Consider the following 22,040-nt stretch of genomic DNA (forward strand, 5'->3'; position numbering starts at 1 on the left):
TCTGCCTTTGCGGGCCGCCTCGTTGCGGCCCGTACCTTTCGGCCCAGGCCTTTGGATTGTTCTGCCGGTTCAGTCTTCCTTGATGATCCGGGTGGTGCCGACCCAGAGTTCGCGGGCCGGTCCCGCGCCGACATTGCGGGCGCGGTGCGGCAGCGAGGCGGGGAAGTGCAGCGTGTCGCCGGCCTTCAGCAGATAGTCCTTGCCATCGATCTGGTAGAGCATCTCGCCCTCGATCAGGTAAAGGAAGTCCTCGCCCTCGTGGCTGGTCAGTTCCGACGCATAGCCCGGCGGCATATGGGTGATGCAGCCGTTGAGCGCCGCGCCCGGAAAGCCGCGTTCGATCAGTTCGTAGACGCGCTCCTTGGTCTCGACATTGTAGCCGGGGCGTTCCCCTGCGTGCGAGACCATCGAATGCGAATGCTGCGGCGGCTGCGACAGGAAGGTGTCGACGCTGGTGCCGAGCGCATTGGCGACGTTGTACAGCGAGATTAGCGACGGGGTGGAAATGCCGCGCTCGATCTGGCTGATGAAGCCTTCCGTCAGCCCCGCCTCGCGCGCCACGTCCTTCATGGTCTTGCCGATTTCCTTGCGGCGGGCTCTGAGCATTTGCCCGAGCGAGGCGGGTGTCGAGGCTTCGGGGAGGGAGGCGCCTTCATGGGCTCCGGGCGCCTCTTCGATCTTCAGTGGCATGACTTTCTTTCCGCTTGACTCACGTCTATCGATGTACTTTAGTCCAGCTAAAGTTGGTTCGGCAAGCCGATCAGATCGTATGCCAGCCTTCTTGAAAAGGGGAACTACAAGAACGTCTTCGCGGCAATCCGTCGGCGGCAAAAAACACTAAGAAAAATTGGATCCAATATCCAATAAGCGTGTTCAGCGCGCGATCGATGTCGGCTGCAGTCAAAAGGAGGAGTGAGATGAAACCTATATTGCCTATTCTGCTCGGCACGACGCTGGGTCTGCTTGCGGCCACCTCGGCGTTTGCGATCGAACGCGGTGGCGCGATGACCTTCGCCCGCTACGACGACTCGACCGTCATCGATCCCGTTTACGCCGACCGCAATCCCGATCTCTGGATGGTGAACGGTCTCTACGAAACGCTGCTCCGCAACGGTCCTGATGGTTCGATCGTGCCGGGTCTCGCCGAGGCTCACGAGGTTTCGGCAGATGGCAAGACTATCACCCTGACGCTTCGAAGCGGCCTCAAGTTTTCCGACGGCTCCGACCTCACCGGCGCCGACGTCGTCTTCTCGCTGGATCGGGCACGCAATGCCGAACTCGGCCCCTGGGCGGGGCTGCTCGGCGCAGTCGACGCGGTCACGGCCGATGGCAACAAGATCACCGTGTCGCTGAAAAATCCCGACCCGACGATCATCTCGATCCTCGCGACTTTCAACACCGGCATCATGCCAAAGGCAGCCTTCGAAAAGGCGGCCGGCGCGACCGACCAGGAAAAGGCGCGCGCCTTCTTCTCGGCCGGTCCGGTGACATCGGGGCCCTTCGTCATGAAGAGCCATGTGCAGGGCTCGAGCATGAGCTTCGAGCGCAACCCGAACTACTGGCGCCAGGGCGAAGACGGCAAGCCGCTGCCCTATCTCGACCGGGTGGAATTCCTCGTCATTCCGGATGACGCGACCCGCATCCTCAAGCTTCAGGCCGGCGAAGTCGACGCCGCCGAGTTCATTCCGTTTGCCCGCGTCGGCGAGCTCGGCGCCGATCCGAACCTGAAGATGGAGCTCTTCCCCTCGACCCGCATCGTCTACGCGCCGATCAACACGCGCGAAGCGAAGAAGGACGGCGCGAAGAACCCGCTTGCCGACGTCAAGGTGCGCCAGGCGCTGAACTATGCGACCGACAAGAGCGTGCTGATCAAGCTCGTGACCTTCGATACCGGCAAGCCGATGACCTCGCTGATGTCGGCTGCGACGCAGCTCCACTATGGCCCCGAGCCGCTCTACCCCTATGACCCCGAAAAGGCCAAACAGCTGCTGTCCGAAGCTGGCCTCAGCGGTGGTTTCGAGGTGAATCTGACGACGCTTGCCGGCAGCGCAGACGATGCAACATTGTTTACCGCACTTCAGCAGATGTGGGCGCCACTCGGCGTCAACCTCAAGGTCGAGCAGGTCGACAACCCGACCCGCGGCGAGAAGAACCGGTCCGGCGATTTCGACATCCATACGTATGGCTGGGCGAACGACGTCAACGACCCGGCGCAGGTGACCGGCTGGCTCGGCTATTACAAGCAGCGTCAGGCCGTCGGCACCGGCTGGAACAACCAGGAATTCAACACGCTGTTCGAGGCCTCCAACGTCGAGACCGATCCGGCCAAGCGCAAGGACGAATACAAGCGCATGCAGGAGATCTACGCGGCCGAGGCACCGTTGCTCTTCCTGTTCGAAACGCCGTTTGCCGTCGCCGTCTCGAAATCGATCGAAGGCTACGTCCAGACGCCGCTCGGCGCCAATGACTTCTCTGAAGCCTGGCGCGCCGACTGATAGCGGAACGATCTGCGAAAGCCGGGCGGCAAGCCGCCCGGTTCTCCGTTGAAGGTTGGAACCATGCCCTCACTTTCCTATCTCGTGGCACGGCTGCTGCAGATCATCCCGACGTTCCTGTTGGTGATGATCTTCATCTTCCTGCTCGTGCGCCTTTTGCCGGGAGATCCGGCCATCGCCATGGCCGAGGCCAAGGCGACCGATGCGCAGCTTGAACAGATCCGGCACAATCTCGGTCTCGATGAGCCGTTGCCGGTGCAGTTCCTCGTCTTCGTCAAGAACACGCTGACCGGCGATCTCGGCCGCTCGATCATGTTGAAGGCGCCGGTGACCGAGGTCATTCTCAGCCGGTTGCCGACGACGATCTTCCTGGCGCTCTATGCGGTCGTGCTTGCTGTGTTCCTCGCCGGGCCGCTCGCCTTCCTCGCGGCAGCGCGCGTCAACAGCCCTGTCGATGTTGCCATCCGCAGCGTCTTTCAGGTCGGTCTGTCCATGCCCGTCTTTTACATCGGGCTCCTGCTGCTCACCGTGCTTGCGGCGCAGTTGCGCTGGTTTCCGGTCGGCGGCTACGGCAAGACCTTTTTCGCCAATCTCTATCACCTGATCCTGCCCGCACTCAGCGTCGCGCTCTATACGTCGGCGATCATCCTGCGCAATCTGCGCGCCTCGCTGATCGAGGTGCTCGACGCCGACTATGTGCAGTTCGCGCGGGCCAAGGGCCTGTCGCCGCGCATCATCATGACCCGGCACGTGTTGCGCAATGCGCTCGTTTCGACGGTCACTCTGCTGGGTTTGTCAATCGGCAACCTGATGAGTGGCACGCTGGTGACCGAGACGGTTTTTGCCATTCCTGGTGTCGGCCGGCTGATGCTGGAGGCGATCTTTGCCCGCGACTATCCGCTGATCCAGGGCCTGACGCTCACCTTCGCCGTGCTCGTCTCCGTCGTCTTCCTCTTGACGGATGTCGTGCAATCCTGGCTCGATCCGAGGCTTCGCCAATCATGACGGTCCTGACTCTCACCCATTCGCGGACGCGGGGACGGCTCGCCGCCTTTCTGGCACGCGCCTTCGCCCGTCCTTCTTTCGTGATCGGCATTGTCATTCTCGGCCTGTCGCTGGCGCTTGCGGTGTTCCCTCAGCTCTTTGCTCCTTACGACCCGCTTGCCTTCGACCTTCAGGCGATCCAGCAGGGGCCGAGCCTTGCGCATCCCTTCGGCACCGACAATTTCGGCCGCGATGTGCTCTCGCGCGTCATCTGGGCCTATCGCGTCGACATGCAGATGGCCTTCTTCGCGACGATCTTCGCGCTTTTGATCGGCCTCACCGTTGGCGCCTTCGTCGGTTACTACGGCGGTATTGCCGACGTGATCTTCGGCCGTTGCGTCGACGCGATCATCACCTTTCCCTTCCTGGTGCTGGTGATCGCGATCGTCGCGGTGCTGGGGCCTGGCCTCGTCAACATGTATGTGGCGATCACCGCGGTGAACTGGGTCTATTACGCCCGGCTGACGCGCGCCGAAATCATGGTGCAGAAGGCCAACGACTATGCCGCCGCCGGCCGGGTTCTCGGCTACTCCGATCGCCGCATCATCTTCCGCCATCTGCTGCCGAACGCGATCTCGCCGATCCTCGTCTACTGGATGACCGATATGGCGCTCGCGATCCTGCTCGGCTCGTCGCTCGGCTATCTCGGCCTCGGCGCACAGCCGCCGGCTGCCGAATGGGGCGTCTTGATCGCCGAGGGCCGCAACTTCCTGATGACGGCCTGGTGGATGAGCCTGATGCCCGGCATCGCCATCGTTCTGACCGGGCTCGGCTTCAGCCTCGTCGGCGACGCGCTGGCCGATCTGCTTCGGCCGAAGGGGCGCTGAGATGAAAAGCACAGAAAAACCGGTCGTGCTCGACGTCAGGCACCTTCGAACCGAGTTCGGCCCGCAAGATCGCCCACTGGTCGCGGTGGACGACGTCTCGTTCCAGGTGGGGCAGGGCGAGATCCTTGGGCTGGTCGGCGAATCCGGCTCGGGCAAGAGCATCACGCTGCGCTCGATCCTCGGCATCATCCGGCCGCGCGGCCGGGTCGCCGGCGAAATCCTCTGGAACGGCCGCGACCTCGTTCCGCTCGACGAGGCGCGTCTCCGGCGCATCCGCGGCCGCGAGATCGCGATGATCTTCCAGGAGCCGATGTCGTCGCTCAATCCACTGCTGACGGTCGGCCTGCAGATCCAGGAAAACCTCGTGGCGCATACGAACCTCGACGCAAAAGCGCGGAAGGCACGCGCGATCGAACTGCTCGATCTCGTCGGCATCCCCGGCGCCCGCAATCGTCTCGACGATTTCCCGCACGAGTTCTCCGGCGGCATGCGCCAGCGGGTGATGATCGCCATTGCGCTTGCCTCCAATCCGAAGCTGCTGTTGGCCGACGAGCCGACGACGGCGCTCGATGTCACCATCCAGGACCAGATCCTTAGGCTCATCCAGTCGCTGAGCCGCGATCTCGGCATGGCGGTGATCCTCGTCACCCATGACATGGGTGTCGTCGCCGAGACCTGCGATCGCGTGGCCGTCATGTATGGTGGCAGGCTTTGCGAAGTCGGTACGACGACGGATGTGATCGCCGACGCGCGCCATCCCTATTCCTTGGGGTTGTTGCGCTCGATCCCGCGCGACGTTGCGCCGCGAACGCCGCTCTATTCGATCCCCGGCGCGCCGCCGGCGTTGAACGCGCTTCCAGGCGGCTGCGCCTTCAGCGCCCGCTGTCCGGTCGCAGGACGCGAATGTCCTGACATTCGGCCAGCGCTCGAAGTGATCGGCTCGTCGCGGCTCGTTGCCTGCCATCATCTTGAAGATGCCCAAGCGCATTTCGGACCGCGGGAGGCGGCGCAATGATCATGCCCACTTCAGCAAGCACAACGCCTTTGCTTTCGCTGCGTGCGCTGTCGATCCAGTTCGAGAAACGGCGCTCGCTGTCCGACACGCTCGCCCGCCGTCCGCAGCAGGTCGTCTCGGCGGTCAACGGCATCGATCTAGAAGTGATGCCCGGCGAGACGCTCGGGATCGTCGGCGAATCCGGCTGCGGCAAGTCCACGCTTGCGCGCCTGATCGCCGGCCTGCACCGGCCGACATCAGGCGATATCCTGTTCGAGGGCGAGAGCGTCGTCGGCCTCAAGGGGGCACGGCGGCGCGCCTATAACCGGCGCGTCCAGATGATGTTTCAGGACCCCTATACCTCGCTCAACCCCCGCATGACCGTGCGCGATACCTTGCGAGAGGCGATCACGGTGCATCGCATGCGCGATGGAGTGGCGATCGACCGTCGCGTCGACGAACTGCTGGATCTGGTGCGGCTGCCCGAAGGGGCCGCGGATAAGTTCCCGCACGAGTTCTCCGGCGGCCAGCGCCAGCGCATCGGCATTGCGCGGGCGCTGTCGCTGGAACCGACCTGCCTGGTCGCCGACGAACTCGTTTCCGCGCTCGACGTTTCGGTGCAGGCGCAGGTCGTCAATCTCCTGATCGAGCTTCAGGACGAGTTGGGGCTGACAGTGCTGTTCGTTGCCCACGACCTTCGCCTCGTACGCCATGTCTCGCACCGCGTCGCCGTCATCTATCTCGGCGCCATCGTCGAAATCGGCCCGTCGGAGGCGCTGTTTTCGAAGCCGATGCATCCCTATTCCAAGGGACTGCTTGCTGCCGCACCGTCGCTTGACCCGGGCGCCAGGCGTCGCACGCCGGCACTGTCGGGTGAGCTGCCGAGCCCGCTCGCCATCCCGCCCGGCTGCCCCTTCCACGTGCGCTGCCCGCACGCGACCGAACGCTGCCGCCGCGAAAAGCCGGCGTTGCGCCCGGTCGGATCGGGCATGACCGCCTGCCATTTCGCCGAGACGATCGGCGACGCCTCAAACTCCACTCGATAGGAAAGACATCATGGATACGAGAGCAAGGCCGGATATCTCCGGCCGCATCGGCGCGCTGCGGCGCAAACTTGCGGAAGCGGGGCTCGACGGCTACGTCGTGCCGCGCTTCGACGAACATCAGGGCGAATACTGCGCGCCACACGACCATCGACTGGCCTTTGTCACCGGCTTCACTGGCTCGGCCGGCGTGGCGATCGTCATGCGCGACCGCGCCGCGATCTTCGTCGATGGTCGCTATCAGGTGCAGGTGCGCGACGAAGTGGATCTCGGTACCTTCGCGATCGAACACTTCTATGACGCACCGCTCAAGGATTGGCTGAAGAACAATCTGCGCAACGGCGAACGCGTCGGCTTCAATGCGATGCTGCTGCCGTCCACCTGGGATGCGGATTGCAGCCGCTCCGTCGAGCTGGCGGGTGGCGTCTGGACGCCTGTCGACGGGGATCTTGTCGACGCGATCTGGACCGACCAGCCGGAAAAACCGCTCGGCAAGATCACCGCCTTCCCGGTCGCCAATGCCGGCGAAAGCGTTGCCGAGAAGAGGCGCCGCATCGCCGCCATGCTGGCGGAGCAGGGGGCCGATCTTTTGATCGAGGCGCAGCCGGACAACATCGCGTGGTTCCTCAACGTCCGCGGCCGCGACGTCGCCTTCAACCCGATGCCGCAGTCCTTCCTGATCTTCGACCGCGCCGGGCAAACGGAGTGGCTGGTCGATCATCGCAAGCTTCCGAACGACCTCTCGGACTTCGAGCTTGACGATGTTGCCATTGCCGAGCCTGGCAAGCTGCTCGACCGCGTCAGGGCGATGGCGGCCGGACGCACGGCGCTGATCGATCCCGGATTTGCCCCGTCGGCCACGGCCCATGCCACACGCGCCGCAGGCGGCACCGTGCAGCTCGCGAAGAGCCCGATCACGCTCGCCAAGATGCACAAGAACGCGACCGAGCTCTCGGGCTTCCGCGATTGTCACCGTCTGGACGGCGCCGCCTGGGTTCGCTTCTTTGCCTGGCTCGAGCGGCACGCCGCCGAACGGGAGGCGAGCGGCAAACCGGTGACCGAACTGGAAGCGGAAGAGCGTATCCTCGCCTATCGCCAGATGGCCGAAAGTTTCGTCGAGCCGAGCTTCCGCTCGATTTCGGCAGCCGGCGGTCATGCCGCCATGTGTCATTATGCAGCCACCGAGGCGAGCAACGGGCTGATCCGCAAGGACGGGGTCTATCTGCTCGATTCTGGCGGGCAGTATCTGACCGGCACCACCGATGCCACGCGCACGACGGCGATCGGTCCGGTCAGCGACGAGATCCGGCGCGCCTACACGGCCGTCCTTAAGGGGTTGATCTCCATGGCATCGCTGAAATTCCCCAGGGGAAGCTTCGGTCACCAGCTCGACGCTTTTGCCCGCCGCCCGCTCTGGGATCTTGGTCTCGATTATGACCACGGCACCGGCCATGGGGTCGGTCACTTTCTCTCGGTCCACGAACAGCCGCAGCGCTTCGATCGCCGCGTCAACGAGATCGAGCTGAAGCCGGGCATGGTGACGACGATCGAGCCGGGCTACTACAAGGCCGGCGCCTACGGCATCCGCATCGAAAACCAGGTGGAGGTGGTCGACGACGGCGACGGTTTCCTGAGCTTCCGGAGCCTGACGCTGGTGCCGATCGATCTGCGGCTGGCCGATTTCGGCTTGCTGACGGCGGCCGAGCGGACCTGGATCGATGCCTATCACCGTCGCGTCGCGCAGGAACTGGACGGCTTGCTTGAACCGGAGACGGTGGACTGGCTTTCCGACCGGACGGCGCCGATCAGCGCGTGATAGCGCCTCGTCCGCTTCTTCTCGCGGATTGATATGACGACAGTGGAGCGGCGGGCCGGTTGGTCCGCCGTTGTCATTTTTGGCGATCGGCTCCCCGGCCGCGATCAGGTCGCTTTCAATCAATGTGACTCCTCTTGCTTGGGGGAGAAGGTTTGTGATATTTTTCACAAAATCTGTTCACGCCATGAACGGCTGCAGAACTCGTCGGACACGGAAGAAATTATGGTCAGCCGCAAGACAGCCCGCATCATCCAGCTCGCAGATGCCCTTTCAGGACGGAGAGTCCTGCACTTGCGCGACGCCGCGGCCCTGCTCGGCGTCTCTGAAATGACGATCCGTCGTGACGTTGCCGACAATCCCGGCCAGTTTGCTTTTCTCGGCGGACATATCGTGCCGGCGTCGGAGATCGAAGGCGATGCGCCCTACGAGCTGGCACGCGAGGCCGACAGCCACGCTGCCGCCAAGCGCGAGGCCTGTGTCCACGCGGCGCGCCATATCCGCCCGGACGAGACGATCTTCATCGATTGCGGCACTACACTCGAATATCTCGTCGACCTCGTTCCAGAGAATTATTCAATAACAGCAGTATGTTATTCTCTGAACGTGGCGGAGAAGCTGACCCATAAGCCGAATGTTCGGATCGTCATGCTTGGTGGCGTCTATCACCCTTCGTCTGCGTCTTTTTCCGGCAACTCCGGTCTGGAGACTCTCGATTCGCTCGGCATCAACGTCGCCTTCCTGTCGGCCGCCGGCATCGATCCGGCGCGTGGTGCGACCTGCGTGCATTTCCACGAGGTGTCGGTGAAGCAGAAGGTCATCTCGCTGGCGCGCGAGAGCCATCTGGTCGTCGACCTCAGCAAGATCGGCAAGCTGAAGCCGGCTTTTTTCGCGCCAATCGGCGTTTTTCGCTCTATCATCACCGAAGAGGGCGAAACGCAGCTGCCGGGCCTGTGAAGGCGGCATCCGCAAAAATATTACGAAATCGTCAAAACGGCGGTGTCTCGCTTGACACTCTCTGTTCTTGATGGAATAGTCACAAAAATTCGATAGAAAAATAACAAAAATGAGTTCTCGGCGGCTGTGCTCGAGTGCGGCTGGTCGTGACAGGGAGTTCAAGGAGCCATCGCTTGGAAGACCTTGCTGTGAAAACTGGCGCGCCGAAGGCCGCGCATTCGCCGGCGGCGGGCCATAACTGGCCGCGCAACAACGGCATCGATCTCGATCTTGGCTGGGTGCTGGACCAGCGCGTCAATCTGTCGGCCGCCGAGCGTCGCGTTGCGACGCTGCCCGGTCGCCGCACGGTGAAGAAGGACGCGCAGGCCGCCTGGCTGTTGAAAGCCGTTACCTGCATCGACCTCACGACGCTCAATGGCGACGACACGACGGAGCGCGTCAAGCGGCTCTGCGCCAAGGCGCGCCAACCGGTGCGCCAGGATCTGCTCGATGCGATCGGCATGGGCAGTCGCGGTATCACGACCGGTGCCGTGTGCGTCTATCATCGTTTCGTTTCCACCGCCGTCGAGGCGCTCGAAGGGTCCGGTATCCCGGTGGCAGCCGTCTCCACCGGTTTTCCTGCCGGCCTGATCCCGCATGACGTGAAGCTGCGCGAGATCGAAGCCTCCGTCGCCGATGGCGCCAAGGAAATCGATATCGTCATCACCCGCGAGCATGTGCTGACGGGCAACTGGCAGGCACTCTATGACGAGATGCGCGATTTCCGTGCCGCCTGCGGTGACGCTCATGTGAAGGCTATTCTTGCGACCGGCGACCTGAAGACGCTGCGCAACGTCGCGCGCGCTTCGCTCGTCTGCATGATGGCTGGCGCCGATTTCATCAAGACCTCGACCGGCAAGGAAGGCGTCAATGCGACGCTGCTGGTCACGCTCGTCATGCTGCGCATGATCCGCGCCTATCAGGAACAGACCGGCCTCAAGGTCGGCTACAAGCCGGCCGGCGGCATTTCGGCGGCCAAGGACATCCTGAACTACCAGTTCCTGATGAAGGACGAGCTTGGCCGCGAATGGCTTGAGCCGGATCTCTTTCGCATCGGCGCATCGAGCCTGCTCGCCGATATCGAGCGTCAGCTCGAGCATCACGTTACCGGCGCCTACTCGGCCCTCAACCGTCACCCGATTGGATGATCCCGATGACTGTCGCAAGGTATTTTGACGAAATGTCCTATGGTCCAGCCCCTGAAGCCGATACGGAAGCCCGCCAGTGGCTCGCCCGTCACAAGGGCGAATTCGGCCACTTCATCAACGGCGCCTTCGTCGCCTCCGCCTCGGGCAAGACCTTCGAGACGAAGGAGCCGGCAACCGGCAAGCTGCTTGCAAAGATCGCGCTCGGCGGTGCCAAGGACGTCGACGATGCGGTTGCCGCTGCCCGCAAGGCGCAAGCCGCCTGGGCAAAACTGCCGGGCCATGCCCGCGCCCGTCATCTCTATGCGCTCGCCCGCATGATCCAGCGCCATGCGCGTCTGATTGCCGTGGTCGAGGCGCTCGACAACGGCAAACCGATCCGCGAGACGCGCGACATCGACGTGCCGCTTGCCGCCCGTCACTTCTATCACCATGCCGGCTGGGCCCAGCTGCAGGAAACCGAATTTGCCGATCAGGTTCCGGTCGGCGTCGTCGGCCAGATCATTCCCTGGAACTTCCCGTTCCTGATGCTCGCCTGGAAGGTCGCGCCCGCTCTGGCGCTCGGTAACACGGTGATCCTGAAACCGGCGGAATTCACGCCGCTGACGGCGCTGCTCTTTGCCGAACTGGCCGCTGCAGCAGGTCTTCCGGCCGGCGTGCTCAACGTCGTTACCGGCGAAGGTGAAACCGGCGCGCTGATTGTCGAGCATGCGGACATCGACAAGATCGCTTTTACCGGCTCGACCGAAGTCGGCCGCCTCATCCGTGAGCGCACTGCCGGCACCGGCAAGTCGCTGACGCTCGAACTCGGCGGCAAGTCACCCTTCATCGTCTTTGACGACGCTGATATCGACGGCGCCGTCGAAGGCGTGGTTGACGCCATCTGGTTCAACCAGGGCCAGGTCTGCTGCGCCGGCTCGCGCATCCTCGTGCAGGAAGGCGTGGCACCGCTGTTCTACGAGCGCCTGAAGCGCCGCATGCAGACGCTGCGCGTCGGCCATCCGCTCGACAAGGCGATCGACATGGCAGCGATCGTCGCGCCGGTGCAGTTGCAGCGGATCGAAGACCTGGTCGCCAAGGGCGTCTCCGAAGGAGCAGCGCTGCATCAGCCGAAGATCGAACTGCCGCAGGGCGGCAGCTTCTATCCGCCGACCCTGCTCACCGGCGTGCAGCCGACCTCGATCGTTGCGACGGAAGAGATCTTCGGCCCCGTCGCCGTCTCCATGACCTTCCGCACCCCGGAAGAGGCGATCCAGCTTGCCAACCATACGCGCTACGGCCTTGCCGCCAGCGTCTGGAGCGAGACCATCGGCCTGGCATTGCACGTCGCGGCCAAGCTCGCCGCCGGTGTGGTTTGGGTCAACGCGACTAACCTCTTCGATGCGTCTGCCGGTTTCGGCGGCAAGCGCGAATCCGGCTTCGGCCGCGAGGGTGGTCGCGAGGGCTGCTACGAATATCTGAAGCCGAAGGCTTGGGTCGGCCGAAAGCTGCGTCCCGCCGCCGCCGAACCGGCATTGAAGCCCGTGGCTGGCGATTTCGCCATGCCTGACGTCGACCGTACCGCCAAGCTTTTCATTGGCGGCAAGCAGGCACGGCCGGATGGCAACTATAACCGCAACGTGCTCTCGCCCAAGGGCAAGGTGCTTGGCGAGGTCGGCGAGGGCAACCGCAAGGACATCCGCAACGCAGTCGTCGCAGCGCAAGCCGCATCCGGCTGGTCGTCGGCAACGACGCACAACCGCGCGCAGATCCTCTACTACATCGCCGAAAACCTGAGTGGCCGTGCGGGCGAATTCGCCGATCGGATCGCCGACATGACCGGAGTGTCTGCGGCCAACGCCAAGGCGGAAGTCGAAGCCTCGATCGCACGCCTCTTCACCTATGGCGCCTGGGCCGACAAGTACGAAGGCGCGATCCACCAGCCGCCGCTTCGCGGCGTAGCACTTGCGATCCCCGAGGCGATCGGCGTCGTCGGCGTCGTTTGCCCGCCGGAAGCGCCGCTGCTCGGCATGATCAGCCTGGTCGCGCCGCTGATCGCCACCGGCAACCGTGTCGTCGTGGTGCCGAGCGAACAGCATCCGCTGGCGGCCACCGATTTCTATACGGTGCTCGAAACATCAGACGTCCCGGCCGGCGTCGTCAACATCGTCACCGGTTCGACGATCGAACTGGCAAAGACGCTCGCAAGCCACAACGACGTGGATGCGCTCTGGGCTTTCGGCTCGGCGGAACTTTCGACCCTCGTGGAGAGGCTCTCGGTCGGCAACCTGAAGCGCACCTTTGTCGACTACGGAAAGGCGACGAACTGGCTCGATCGCGAGGCGGCAGAAGGCCCGGCCTATCTGCGCCGCGCGACGGACGTCAAGAACATCTGGATCCCCTACGGCGAGTAGGAGAGCCACCACGCGCGGGGCGGGGGGAGCCGGCCCGCGCTGTGGGACAAGTGAACAGTAGGGAGACGCGTTCGCCTGCAAGGGGGAATGCATTGCGCGCCACGGAAACCGGAGCGCGCCAGGAGGAGGACTGTATGCTGAAGAATATCGATCCGGCGCTGAATGCCGATGTGCTGCACGCGCTCAGGTCCATGGGACACGGCGACACGCTGGTCATTTCCGACACCAACTTCCCGTCCGACGCCATTGCCCGCAAGACCACGCTCGGCACGCTGTTGCGCATCGACAACGTCTCGGCCGCGCGTGCCGTCGAAGCGGTGCTTTCCGTACTGCCGCTCGATACGCCGCTGCAGCCTTCGGCCGGGCGCATGGAGGTGATGGGTGCGCCCGACGAAGTGCTGCCCGTGCAGCAGGAAGTGCAGGCGGTAATTGATCGCACTGAGGGTAAATCGGCGCCGATGTACGGCATCGAGCGCTTCAAGTTCTACGAGGAAGCCAAGAAGGCCTATTGCGTCATTACCACGGGCGAGACGCGCTTCTATGGCTGCTTCCTGTTCACCAAGGGCGTCATTCCGCCCAAGACCTGACGGACCGCGCGGTCGCCGCGCGGCACGAGACGACAGATGAAATCGCGAGAGATTGCCTGGGCACGCCGCTTTGCTTGCGGTGCGGTCGCAGGGGGAGGCTTGAATGAAGACTGGTGTTTCGATCCTTGGCATCTTCGTGGCCGACACGGCCTATCTGGCGCGGCGCATGCCGGTTGACGGTGAAACGATTACCGGCAGCGGCTTTTCCGTCGGGCCGGGTGGCAAGGGCTCGAACCAGGCGGTCGCCTGTGCTCGGGCGGGAAGTCCCGTTTCCTTCATCTCCAAGCTCGGCCGCGACACCTTTGGCGAGATGGCGCTGCGCACCTATGCCGAGGCCGGCGTGACGCCGAAGATCGTTGAGATGGACGATCTGCCGACGGGGGCTGCCTTCATCTATGTCAACGACCAGAACGGCGAAAACGCCATCATCGTCTATCCGGGAGCCGCCGGCTCGATCGGGATCGACGATGTCGAGGCCGCGCGCGAGACGATCGAAGGTTCGCGCATCTTCGTCACCCAATTGGAGCAGCCGGTGGCCGCCGCTCGGCGGGCGCTCGAAATTGCCCATGCGGCCGGCGTCATCACCGTCTTCAACCCGGCGCCGGCCGAAGCCTTCCCGGATGCGATCTATCCGCTCTGCGATTATCTTGTGCCGAACGAGACGGAAGCCGCAGCCATCGTCGGTTTTGCGCTCGCCACGGAAGACGACGTTCGTCGTGCCGGTGACGCGATCCTGAAGAAGGGTGCGAAAACGGCGCTGATCACGCTCGGTGAACGCGGCGTGCTCTATCACAACCACGAGCAGTCGGTGCTGGTGCCGGCGATCGCCAGCGGGCCGGTAATCGACACGACCGGGGCGGGGGACGCTTTTGTCGGAGGCTTCTCCGCAGCGCTCGCCCGCGACCTTTCACCCGTTGACGCTGTACGCTTCGGCTGCGCCACCGCCGGCATCGCGGTCACCCGCCGAGGCACCGCGCCCGCCATGCCGACGCTGGCCGAGATCGAGGCGCTGCTTGCGCGCGGGGCGTCCGCATGACGCGCAACGACCCGATCAAGCACTTCTTCATCTGGCCGGCGCTGATCATCGTGCTGATGATCTCGATCTTCCCGCTCGTCTATTCGCTGACGACCAGCTTCATGAGCATGCGGCTGGTGCCGCCGACGCCGGCCCGCTTCGTCGGCTTCGGCAACTATCTCGATCTCCTGCAGAACCCGCGGTTCTGGCATGTGGCAGGAACGACGACGCTGATCGCCTTCATCTCCGTCGGGCTGCAATATGTGATCGGCCTTTCGGTGGCGTTGGCGTTGAATTCAAGAGTGCCGGGAGAGGGCATCTTCCGCGTCAGCTTCCTGCTGCCGATGCTGGTGGCGCCGGTCGCCGTCGCGCTGATCGCCCGCCAGGTGCTGAACCCGACGATGGGCCCGCTCAACGAGCTGATGACGGCAATCGGGTTCCCCAACCTGCCGTTCCTCACCCAAACCAGCTGGGCGCTCGGCTCGATCATCGCCGTCGAGGTCTGGCAATGGACGCCTTTCGTCATCCTCATGCTGCTTGCCGGGCTACAGACCTTGCCCGACGACGTCTACGAGGCGGCCGCGCTCGAAAATGCCACGCCCTGGCAGCAGTTCCGCGACATCACCTTTCCTATGGTCCTGCCGATCTCGGTCGCCGTGGTCTTCATCCGCCTGATCGAGAGCTACAAGATCATCGACACGGTCTTCGTCATGACCGGCGGCGGGCCGGGGATATCGACCGAGACGCTGACGCTGTTTGCCTATCAGGAAGGCTTCAAGAAGTTCAACCTCGGCTACACCTCGGCGCTTTCGTTCCTGTTCCTGATTGTCATCACGGTGATCGGTCTCGTCTATCTCGCCATCCTCAAGCCCTATCTGGAGAAGCACAAATGAGCGTGCGCACTCTCAAAGGGAAACGGCGCTGGCTGGCGCTCGGCGGCTGCCTCGTCTGGCTCGCCATCACCTTCTTTCCGCTCTATTGGGTGCTGATCACCTCGTTCAAGACGCCGATCGCCGTCGTCGGCGGGCCGACCTATCTGCCCTTCGTTGATTTCGAGCCGAGCTTGACGGCCTGGAGCGAGCTGTTGTCGGGCCAGCGTGGCCAGTTCTTCAACACCTTCCTGGCCTCGACAATCATCGGCCTTTCGGCGTCGATCGCCGCGACCTTCATCGGAGCCATGGCAGCCTATGCGCTGGTGCGCTTCACCTTCCGCTTTCGCCTGCTCTCGGGACTGATCTTCGTGGTGATCGCCTTCGGAGGCTTCCTGCTCGGCCGCCATGTGCTTGGCTACGGCCAGGGCATCTCGCTGGTCTATGCCTTTGTGGCAGCGCTCGCGCTTGCGGTGATCTCGAGCCGCTTTCGCCTTCCGGGGCCGGAACTCGGCAACAACGACATCGTCTTCTGGTTCGTCAGCCAGCGCATGTTCCCGCCGATCGTCGCTGCCTTTGCGCTCTACCTGATGTACACCGAGATGGGAAAACTCGGCTTCAAGCTGGTCGACAGCTATATCGGCCTCACCTTCGCCTATATCGCCTTCTCGCTGCCGATCGTCATCTGGCTGATGCGCGACTTCTTCGAGGCGCTGCCGGTGGAGGTCGAGGAGGCGGCGATGGTCGACAACGTGCCGTCGTGGCGGATCTTCTTCGGCATCGTGCTGCCGATGTCGAAGCCGGGTCTGATCGCCACCTTCATGATCACGCTCGCCTTCGTCTGGAACGAGTTCCTGTTCGCGCTGTTCCTGACCAACTCCAAATGGCAGACGCTGCCCATTCTCGTTGCCGGCCAGAACAGCCAGCGCGGCGACGAATGGTGGGCGATTTCCGCTGCCGCCCTCGTTGCCATCATTCCGATGATGGTCATGGCCGGGCTTTTGAGCCGGCTCATGCGCTCCGGCCTGCTTCTTGGAGCGATCAAGTAACCAACCGCTTTGGCATGCATTCATTTACAGGGAGGATAGAATGAGAAAATTGCTACTGGCATCTGCATCTCTCGCCGCACTCGCATCCGGGAGCGCGGGAACGGCGCTCGCCTGCGACCCGGATTACACCGGCGTCGAACTGACGGCGACCACACAGACCGGTCCTTACATTGCCTCGGCGCTGCAGCTTGCGGCCAAGGGCTGGGAGGAAAAGACCTGCGGCAAGGTCAAGGTCGTCGAGTTCCCGTGGTCGGAGCTCTATCCGAAGATCGTGACCTCGCTGACCTCTGGCGAAGACGCTTTCGACGTGATCGCCTTCGCACCGGCCTGGGCCCCTGATTTCACCGACTTCCTGTCGGAAATGCCGGCCGACATGCAGAAGGGCGCCGACTGGGACGATATCGCGCCCGTCTACCGCGAACAGCTGATGGTCTGGAACGGCAAGGTGCTGTCGCAGACGATGGACGGCGACGCCCATACCTACAGCTACCGCATCGACCTCTTCGAGAACGCCGACAACCAGAAGGCCTTCAAGGAAAAGTACGGCTACGATCTGGCGCCGCCGAAGACCTGGAAGCAGTATCTGGACATCGCCGAATACTTCAACCAGCCCTCGAACAACCTCTGGGGCACGGCGGAAGCTTTCCGCCGCGGCGGCCAGCAGTTCTGGTTCCTGTTCAGCCACGTCGCCGGCTATACCAGCCATCCGGACAATCCGGGCGCCATGTTCTTTAATCCGGAAACGATGGACGCCCAGGTCAACAATCCCGGCTGGGTCCGTGGCCTCGAGGAATACATCCGCGCCTCAAAGCTCGCGCCGCCGAACGCGCTGAACTTCTCCTTCGGCGAAGTGAACGCCGCTTTTGCCGGCGGCCAGGTGGCGGAATCGATCGGCTGGGGTGATACCGGCGTCATCGGCGCCGACCCGAAGCAGTCGAAGGTGGCCGGCAATGTCGGCTCGGCATCGCTGCCGGGATCGGACGAGATCTGGAACTACAAGACCAAGAAGTGGGACAAGTTCGACCACGTCGTCCAGACCTCCTTCATGGCCTTCGGCGGTTGGCAGGCGGCAGTTCCCGCGACCTCGACCAAGCAGGAAGCAGCCTGGAACTACATCCAGTATCTGACGAGCCCGGCCGTCTCGGGCCAGGCGGCGATTACCGGCGGCACCGGTGTGAACCCTTACCGCATCTCGCACACGACCAATCTCGATCTCTGGTCGAAGATCTTCTCCGAGCGTGAGGCGAAGGAATATCTTGGTGCGCAGAAGGAGGCGGTGACCGCCAAGAACATCGCGCTCGACATGCGCCTTCCCGGCTACTTCTCCTACACCGAAGTGCTGGAGATCGAGCTTTCCAAGGCGCTTGCCGGCGAAGTGACGCCGCAAGAGGCGCTCGATAGCGTCGCGGAACAGTGGAACAAGCTGACCGACGAGTTCGGTCGCGACAAGCAGCTTGCCGCCTATCGCGCCTCGATGGGCTTGCCGCAGCAGTAACGAACCCACGCCCGCCCCGAAACGATCGGGGCGGGCGCCACCGTCCCCGGCGAGACCGGGCACAGACAGCATCAGAGGCTACAGCATGTCACAGGTCCGATTGCAGCAGATCACCAAGTCCTTCGGGAGCGTCACCGTCATTCCGCCGCTCGATCTCGACATTGCCGATCGTGAGTTCGTCGTGCTCGTCGGTCCCTCCGGCTGCGGCAAGACGACGACGCTCAGGATGATTGCCGGCCTCGAAACTGCGACTTCGGGTTCGATCCGGATTGGCGATCGCGACGTGACCGATCTCAGGCCGGGCCTGCGCAATTGCTCCATGGTGTTTCAGAATTACGCGCTCTATCCGCACATGACGGTTGCCGAGAACATCGGCTACGGCATGAAGGTGCGCGGCACGCCGAAGGCGGAGATCGAAAAGGCGGTAACGGATGCCGCTCGCATCCTCAACCTCGGCGCCTATCTCAATCGCAAGCCGAGCGCACTATCGGGCGGCCAGCGCCAGCGCGTGGCGATCGGCCGGGCGATCGTACGCCAGCCGGATGTCTTCCTCTTCGACGAGCCGCTGTCGAACCTAGATGCCAAACTTCGCATCGAAATGCGCACCGAAATCAAGCTCTTGCACCGGCGTCTTCAGACGACTGCCGTTTACGTGACCCACGATCAGGTGGAAGCCATGACCATGGCCGACCGCGTCGTCGTCATGAACCAGGGCCGCATCGAGCAGGCGGCCGATCCGATCACGCTCTATGAGGCCCCCGCCAATCTTTTCGTCGCCGCCTTCATCGGTGCGCCGAGCATGAATTTCCTCGAGGGCCGGCTGGAGCGCGGCGATGGAGGGATGCAGTTCATAGCGGATGGGGACGTGGCCGTGGCTATCCCGGAAAACCGCGCCGAAAAACTCGGCGCCTACGTCGGAAAAGCGGTCGTGCTCGGCATCCGGCCGGAACATACGATGGCGACGGACGCCAATGCGCCCACAGTCAGGCTGATCGTGCGCGATATCGAACCGCTCGGCCCACATACGCTGGCTCTTGGCCGGGTCGGGCCCGCCGCTTTCACGGCGCAGGTTCACGCTGCGTCACGCATCGGCCCCGATGACCAGATCGCGGTGCCGATCGAGACGGAGAAGATGCATTTCTTCCTGAAGGAAACCGGTGGGGCGATCGGCCGCTGAGCGGATGGATGGCCGAAGGCGATGACGCCTCCGGCCTGCTGTCTTATTTCTTCTCGGTGCGGGCTGCGGCGAGGAAGGCGAGCTTCGCCGGCAGCTCCAGGTGCTTGGAGAGTGCCACGCGCTCCGGCGTGTAGTGATGCTCGACGTCGAGGCAGTTGACGGTGCCGAGCAGCTCGCCGCCGACAACGACCGGGATGTTGGCAACCGAGCCGCAGCCGAGCGACCAGATCGTCTCGTGGTCCGGGAAAACCTTGGCGATATCGGCGATGGTGTTGGCGACGAAGGTCTGGTGCGCCTTGTGCACGATGTCGAACCAGCTGTCGTAGCGGATCGGCTTGGTGCCCGAGGTCGGGTACTCCGCGGGGTGCGAGGTGTAGGCGCGGCGCGCGACTTCGTTGACCATGTCTACGGTCATGATGGTGAAGAGCTTGGCGCCGATCACCTGGCGGCTAAGCGTCTGCAATGCGGTCCATACCGCATCGGCATCGGTGGTCTTGGCAATGGCCGCGTCGAATTCCGCCAGCGCGGCAGCGATCTGTTCACTGTTCATGCTATGTCCTTGGGGTTGCTCGATATCTTAGAAGGGGACAGACGAGAAATCGTCGGTGTTGTCCCATCCTAGTTGGCATGCGCGGCGCTGATCTGCATCAGCTCGCGCGAATAGGGATCCTTGAGGTCACCGCGCTTGAGGTCGGCGACATCGGCAATCTCGACGATCCGGCCCTGGCGCATGACAGCGAGGCGATCGCAGAGGAAGGAGACGACCGCCAGGTTGTGGGTGACCATCAGGAAGGTGAGGTTCTGCTCGCGCCGGAGGCGCTTCAACAGGTTGAGGATTTCGGCCTGGACCGAAACGTCGAGCGCGGATGTCGGCTCGTCGAGTAAGAGCACCTTCGGCTTCAGCATCAGCGCCCGGGCGATTGCCACACGCTGGCGCTGGCCGCCCGAGAGCTGGTGCGGAAAGCGGAAGCGGAACTTGCGATCGAGGCCGACCGAGGTCATGACCTCCTCGATCCGCGTATTGCGGTCGCCGATGCCGTGGATCGTCAGCGCTTCGCCGAGCGTGGCGTCAACGGTCTTGCGCGGATGCAGCGAGCCGTAGGGATCCTGGAACACCATCTGGCACTGACGCGAAAAGGCGCGGTCGATGCCGTGGCCGCGGGGCGAGCCGAGCACGGTGATCTCGCCGGTCCATTCCGGCGCGAGGCCGGCGATCGCTTTCAGGACGGTCGATTTTCCCGAGCCGCTTTCTCCGACAAGGGCAAAGCTCTCGCCGTCGGCGATATCGAGATTGACGTCGTGGGTGATCTGCACGTCGCCATAGGAGATGTCGAGGTTCTTCAGAGAGAGCGCGGTCATGCCTTGGCCCATGCGCTGCGGTCGAGCACCGGCAGCTCGTCCCGTGTTTCATCGAGGCGCGGAATGGAGGCGATCAGCCCGCGCGTATAGGGGTGCTTGGCCGCCATCAGTTCGCCGGCCTTGCATTCCTCGACCACCTCGCCGGTGTTCATCACGAGGATGCGGTCGCAATAGCTGGAGACGAGATTGAGGTCATGGCTGATGAAGATTAGGCCCATGCCCTTGCGTTTCACCAGTTCGTCGATGATGTCGAGCACCTGGGCCTGGACGGAAACGTCGAGCGCCGAGGTCGGCTCGTCGGCGATCAGAAGGTCCGGCTCGGGGATCAGCATCATCGCGATCATCACGCGCTGGCCCATGCCACCGGAGACTTCGTGCGGGTAGAGCTTGGCGACGCGTTCCGGATCTGCAATGCGCACCGATTCCAGCATCGTAAGCACGCGCGCGTTGACCTCGCGGCGCGGCAGCTTCTGGTGCGTCAGCAACGCTTCGGCGATCTGCTCGCCGATGGTCATGACCGGGTTCAGCGAGAACTTCGGATCCTGCATCACCATGGAAATGCGGGCGCCGCGGATGGCGCGCATCTGCCGCTCGGACTGCTTCAGGAGGTCGACGCCGTCGAAGACGAGCTTGTCGGCGGTGACCCGACCCGGTGCCCGGATCAGCTGCAGGATCGAGCGACCGGTCATCGACTTGCCCGAGCCGCTCTCGCCGACGATGCCGAGGCGTTCGCGGCCGAGGGTGAAGGAGATGCCGCGCACGACTTCGAGATCACCGCGGGGCGTCGGGAAGGTGACGCGCAGGTTTTCGACTTCGAGAAGATTGCTCATCAGCGCTGCTCCCCGCTCTTCGGATCGAGCACGTCGCGCAGGCCATCACCGAGGAAGCAGAAGCCGAGGCTAACGAGAATGATGGCAAAGCCGGGCATGGTCGCGACCCACCACTGATCGAGAATGAAGGAGCGACCGCGCGAGATCATCGCGCCCCATTCGGGAAGTGGCGGCTGAGCGCCAAGTCCGATGAAGCCGAGACCGGCAGCCGTCAGGATGATGCCGGCCATGTCGAGCGTGACGCGGACAATCATCGATGAGGTGCAGAGCGGCAGCACGTGGCCGAGATTGACCCGGAGGCTCGACGCGCCGAGCAGACGCACCGCCGAAATGAATTCGGAGTTCTTGAAGGTCAGCGTCTCCGCACGAGCGACACGGGCATAGCCGGGCCAGGAGGTGATCGCGATGGCGATGATCGCGTTCTCGATGCCGGGACCAAGGGCTGCAACGAAGGCAAGCGCCAGGATGAGCTTCGGCAGCGACAGGAAGATATCGGTAATGCCCATCAGGATACGGTCGACCCAGCCACCGAAATAACCGGCAGCCACGCCGATCACCAGGCCGGCAGGGGCTGCGAGCACTGCAACCAGCGTGACGATGGCCAGCGTGATGCGTGAACCGTAGACAACGCGGGACCAGATGTCGCGGCCGAGTTCGTCGGTTCCCATCCAGTGGGCGGCACTCGGCGGCAGCAGGCGTTCGCTCAGCGACTGGCGCAGCGGATCATGGGTGGCGAGCCACGGCGCAAAGAGTGCGGTCAGCACCAGAACGAGGATGATGACGGCGCCGACAACGGCGAGCGGATTGCGCATCAGCGCGCCGAAGATGCGATAGAAGCGCCCGAGGCGCGCCTGCATCGGCGAGGCGGGGCTGTCGTCGATCAGCCAGTCGCGAAGTGTGGTCATGGTC

The 22,040-nt window shown here is 63.5% G+C and carries 20 protein-coding genes; 15 read left to right on the plus strand and 5 right to left on the minus strand.

The window, feature by feature from the left end:
* Positions 1 to 69: 69 nt before the first annotated feature.
* Entirely contained in the window at positions 70 to 690 is a 621-nt protein-coding gene (locus tag AC3WVQ_RS23155) for a helix-turn-helix domain-containing protein (RefSeq protein WP_082566307.1), read from the minus strand.
* Between the two features lie 227 nt (positions 691 to 917).
* Here AC3WVQ_RS23155 and AC3WVQ_RS23160 point away from each other — a divergent pair, with 227 nt between their 5' ends.
* The 15 genes from AC3WVQ_RS23160 (at position 918) to AC3WVQ_RS23230 (ending at position 18,942) form a co-directional block, all read left to right on the plus strand.
* Positions 918 to 2,495: an ABC transporter substrate-binding protein gene (locus AC3WVQ_RS23160; protein ID WP_060530288.1), complete on the plus strand. Its 1,578-nt coding sequence runs from the start codon at positions 918 to 920 to the stop codon at positions 2,493 to 2,495.
* 63 nt (positions 2,496 to 2,558) lie between these two features.
* The gene (locus AC3WVQ_RS23165) at positions 2,559 to 3,500 is read left to right on the plus strand and encodes an ABC transporter permease (RefSeq protein ID WP_060518297.1); all 942 of its coding nucleotides are present in this window, start codon (positions 2,559 to 2,561) and stop codon (positions 3,498 to 3,500) included.
* Complete coding sequence (locus AC3WVQ_RS23170; protein WP_112983430.1) at positions 3,497 to 4,366, plus strand: ABC transporter permease; 870 nt, start codon at positions 3,497 to 3,499, stop codon at positions 4,364 to 4,366. Before AC3WVQ_RS23165 ends, AC3WVQ_RS23170 begins: the two co-directional genes overlap by 4 nt.
* Position 4,367: 1 nt before the next feature.
* Positions 4,368 to 5,381 (plus strand): ABC transporter ATP-binding protein, encoded by a 1,014-nt coding sequence (locus AC3WVQ_RS23175; protein WP_060518295.1) that lies wholly within the window; start codon positions 4,368 to 4,370, stop codon positions 5,379 to 5,381.
* 2 nt (positions 5,382 to 5,383) lie between these two features.
* Positions 5,384 to 6,406, plus strand: coding sequence for an ABC transporter ATP-binding protein (locus AC3WVQ_RS23180; protein ID WP_457578635.1), 1,023 nt, complete (start codon positions 5,384 to 5,386; stop codon positions 6,404 to 6,406).
* A gap of 10 nt (positions 6,407 to 6,416) precedes the next feature.
* Positions 6,417 to 8,219, plus strand: coding sequence for an aminopeptidase P family protein (locus AC3WVQ_RS23185; protein WP_488904285.1), 1,803 nt, complete (start codon positions 6,417 to 6,419; stop codon positions 8,217 to 8,219).
* Between the two features lie 222 nt (positions 8,220 to 8,441).
* On the plus strand, positions 8,442 to 9,173 hold the full coding sequence (locus AC3WVQ_RS23190; protein WP_034799429.1) for a DeoR family transcriptional regulator: 732 nt from the start codon (positions 8,442 to 8,444) through the stop codon (positions 9,171 to 9,173).
* Between the two features lie 173 nt (positions 9,174 to 9,346).
* Positions 9,347 to 10,360, plus strand: coding sequence for a deoxyribose-phosphate aldolase (gene deoC / locus AC3WVQ_RS23195; RefSeq protein ID WP_060518289.1), 1,014 nt, complete (start codon positions 9,347 to 9,349; stop codon positions 10,358 to 10,360).
* Positions 10,361 to 10,365: 5 nt separating this feature from the next.
* Entirely contained in the window at positions 10,366 to 12,750 is a 2,385-nt protein-coding gene (locus tag AC3WVQ_RS23200; RefSeq protein WP_440657562.1) for an aldehyde dehydrogenase family protein, read from the plus strand.
* A gap of 134 nt (positions 12,751 to 12,884) precedes the next feature.
* A complete protein-coding gene (locus tag AC3WVQ_RS23205) occupies positions 12,885 to 13,337 on the plus strand; it encodes an RbsD/FucU family protein (protein WP_440657563.1) in 453 nt (150 codons plus the stop codon).
* Positions 13,338 to 13,440: 103 nt separating this feature from the next.
* Positions 13,441 to 14,373, plus strand: a complete 933-nt coding sequence (rbsK, locus tag AC3WVQ_RS23210) for a ribokinase (RefSeq protein ID WP_492383012.1) — start codon at positions 13,441 to 13,443, stop codon at positions 14,371 to 14,373.
* Entirely contained in the window at positions 14,370 to 15,245 is an 876-nt protein-coding gene (locus AC3WVQ_RS23215; RefSeq protein WP_492383013.1) for a carbohydrate ABC transporter permease, read from the plus strand. The genes rbsK and AC3WVQ_RS23215 overlap by 4 nt, the downstream gene beginning before the upstream one ends.
* The gene (locus AC3WVQ_RS23220) at positions 15,242 to 16,270 is read left to right on the plus strand and encodes a carbohydrate ABC transporter permease (RefSeq protein WP_492383014.1); all 1,029 of its coding nucleotides are present in this window, start codon (positions 15,242 to 15,244) and stop codon (positions 16,268 to 16,270) included. The genes AC3WVQ_RS23215 and AC3WVQ_RS23220 overlap by 4 nt, the downstream gene beginning before the upstream one ends.
* 40 nt (positions 16,271 to 16,310) lie before the next feature.
* Positions 16,311 to 17,765, plus strand: a complete 1,455-nt coding sequence (locus tag AC3WVQ_RS23225; protein WP_457578280.1) for an extracellular solute-binding protein — start codon at positions 16,311 to 16,313, stop codon at positions 17,763 to 17,765.
* Positions 17,766 to 17,850: 85 nt separating this feature from the next.
* The gene (locus AC3WVQ_RS23230) at positions 17,851 to 18,942 is read left to right on the plus strand and encodes an ABC transporter ATP-binding protein (RefSeq protein ID WP_034799453.1); all 1,092 of its coding nucleotides are present in this window, start codon (positions 17,851 to 17,853) and stop codon (positions 18,940 to 18,942) included.
* Between the two features lie 43 nt (positions 18,943 to 18,985).
* On the opposite strand, the gene AC3WVQ_RS23235 is transcribed toward AC3WVQ_RS23230, so the two are convergent.
* The 4 genes from AC3WVQ_RS23235 to AC3WVQ_RS23250 form a co-directional block, all read right to left on the minus strand.
* Positions 18,986 to 19,492, minus strand: coding sequence for a GAF domain-containing protein (locus AC3WVQ_RS23235; RefSeq protein WP_268087724.1), 507 nt, complete (start codon positions 19,490 to 19,492; stop codon positions 18,986 to 18,988).
* Positions 19,493 to 19,560: 68 nt separating this feature from the next.
* Positions 19,561 to 20,301: an ABC transporter ATP-binding protein gene (locus AC3WVQ_RS23240; RefSeq protein ID WP_457578281.1), complete on the minus strand. Its 741-nt coding sequence runs from the start codon at positions 20,299 to 20,301 to the stop codon at positions 19,561 to 19,563.
* A complete protein-coding gene (locus AC3WVQ_RS23245; protein WP_034799458.1) occupies positions 20,298 to 21,131 on the minus strand; it encodes an ABC transporter ATP-binding protein in 834 nt (277 codons plus the stop codon). Before AC3WVQ_RS23245 ends, AC3WVQ_RS23240 begins: the two co-directional genes overlap by 4 nt.
* Positions 21,131 to 22,036, minus strand: a complete 906-nt coding sequence (locus tag AC3WVQ_RS23250; protein ID WP_034799460.1) for an ABC transporter permease — start codon at positions 22,034 to 22,036, stop codon at positions 21,131 to 21,133. Before AC3WVQ_RS23250 ends, AC3WVQ_RS23245 begins: the two co-directional genes overlap by 1 nt.
* Positions 22,037 to 22,040 lie beyond the last annotated feature (4 nt).

The organism is Ensifer sp. EB106-05-01-XG146 (assembly GCF_058791875.1).

What these genes read in the sequence shown, in the direction of transcription:
- AC3WVQ_RS23165 (WP_060518297.1), top strand. Translation starts at nt 2,559, where the DNA reads ATGCCCTCACTTTCCTATCTCGTGGCACGGCTGCTGCAGATCATCCCG.
- AC3WVQ_RS23240 (WP_457578281.1), bottom strand. Translation starts at nt 20,301, where the DNA reads ATGACCGCGCTCTCTCTGAAGAACCTCGACATCTCCTATGGCGACGTG.
- AC3WVQ_RS23250 (WP_034799460.1), bottom strand. Translation starts at nt 22,036, where the DNA reads ATGACCACACTTCGCGACTGGCTGATCGACGACAGCCCCGCCTCGCCG.
- AC3WVQ_RS23220 (WP_492383014.1), top strand. Translation starts at nt 15,242, where the DNA reads ATGAGCGTGCGCACTCTCAAAGGGAAACGGCGCTGGCTGGCGCTCGGC.
- AC3WVQ_RS23200 (WP_440657562.1), top strand. Translation starts at nt 10,366, where the DNA reads ATGACTGTCGCAAGGTATTTTGACGAAATGTCCTATGGTCCAGCCCCT.
- AC3WVQ_RS23230 (WP_034799453.1), top strand. Translation starts at nt 17,851, where the DNA reads ATGTCACAGGTCCGATTGCAGCAGATCACCAAGTCCTTCGGGAGCGTC.
- AC3WVQ_RS23215 (WP_492383013.1), top strand. Translation starts at nt 14,370, where the DNA reads ATGACGCGCAACGACCCGATCAAGCACTTCTTCATCTGGCCGGCGCTG.
- AC3WVQ_RS23245 (WP_034799458.1), bottom strand. Translation starts at nt 21,131, where the DNA reads ATGAGCAATCTTCTCGAAGTCGAAAACCTGCGCGTCACCTTCCCGACG.
- AC3WVQ_RS23225 (WP_457578280.1), top strand. Translation starts at nt 16,311, where the DNA reads ATGAGAAAATTGCTACTGGCATCTGCATCTCTCGCCGCACTCGCATCC.
- AC3WVQ_RS23160 (WP_060530288.1), top strand. Translation starts at nt 918, where the DNA reads ATGAAACCTATATTGCCTATTCTGCTCGGCACGACGCTGGGTCTGCTT.
- AC3WVQ_RS23205 (WP_440657563.1), top strand. Translation starts at nt 12,885, where the DNA reads ATGCTGAAGAATATCGATCCGGCGCTGAATGCCGATGTGCTGCACGCG.
- AC3WVQ_RS23175 (WP_060518295.1), top strand. Translation starts at nt 4,368, where the DNA reads ATGAAAAGCACAGAAAAACCGGTCGTGCTCGACGTCAGGCACCTTCGA.
- AC3WVQ_RS23170 (WP_112983430.1), top strand. Translation starts at nt 3,497, where the DNA reads ATGACGGTCCTGACTCTCACCCATTCGCGGACGCGGGGACGGCTCGCC.
- AC3WVQ_RS23185 (WP_488904285.1), top strand. Translation starts at nt 6,417, where the DNA reads ATGGATACGAGAGCAAGGCCGGATATCTCCGGCCGCATCGGCGCGCTG.
- AC3WVQ_RS23155 (WP_082566307.1), bottom strand. Translation starts at nt 690, where the DNA reads ATGCCACTGAAGATCGAAGAGGCGCCCGGAGCCCATGAAGGCGCCTCC.
- rbsK (WP_492383012.1), top strand. Translation starts at nt 13,441, where the DNA reads ATGAAGACTGGTGTTTCGATCCTTGGCATCTTCGTGGCCGACACGGCC.
- AC3WVQ_RS23235 (WP_268087724.1), bottom strand. Translation starts at nt 19,492, where the DNA reads ATGAACAGTGAACAGATCGCTGCCGCGCTGGCGGAATTCGACGCGGCC.
- AC3WVQ_RS23180 (WP_457578635.1), top strand. Translation starts at nt 5,384, where the DNA reads ATGCCCACTTCAGCAAGCACAACGCCTTTGCTTTCGCTGCGTGCGCTG.
- AC3WVQ_RS23190 (WP_034799429.1), top strand. Translation starts at nt 8,442, where the DNA reads ATGGTCAGCCGCAAGACAGCCCGCATCATCCAGCTCGCAGATGCCCTT.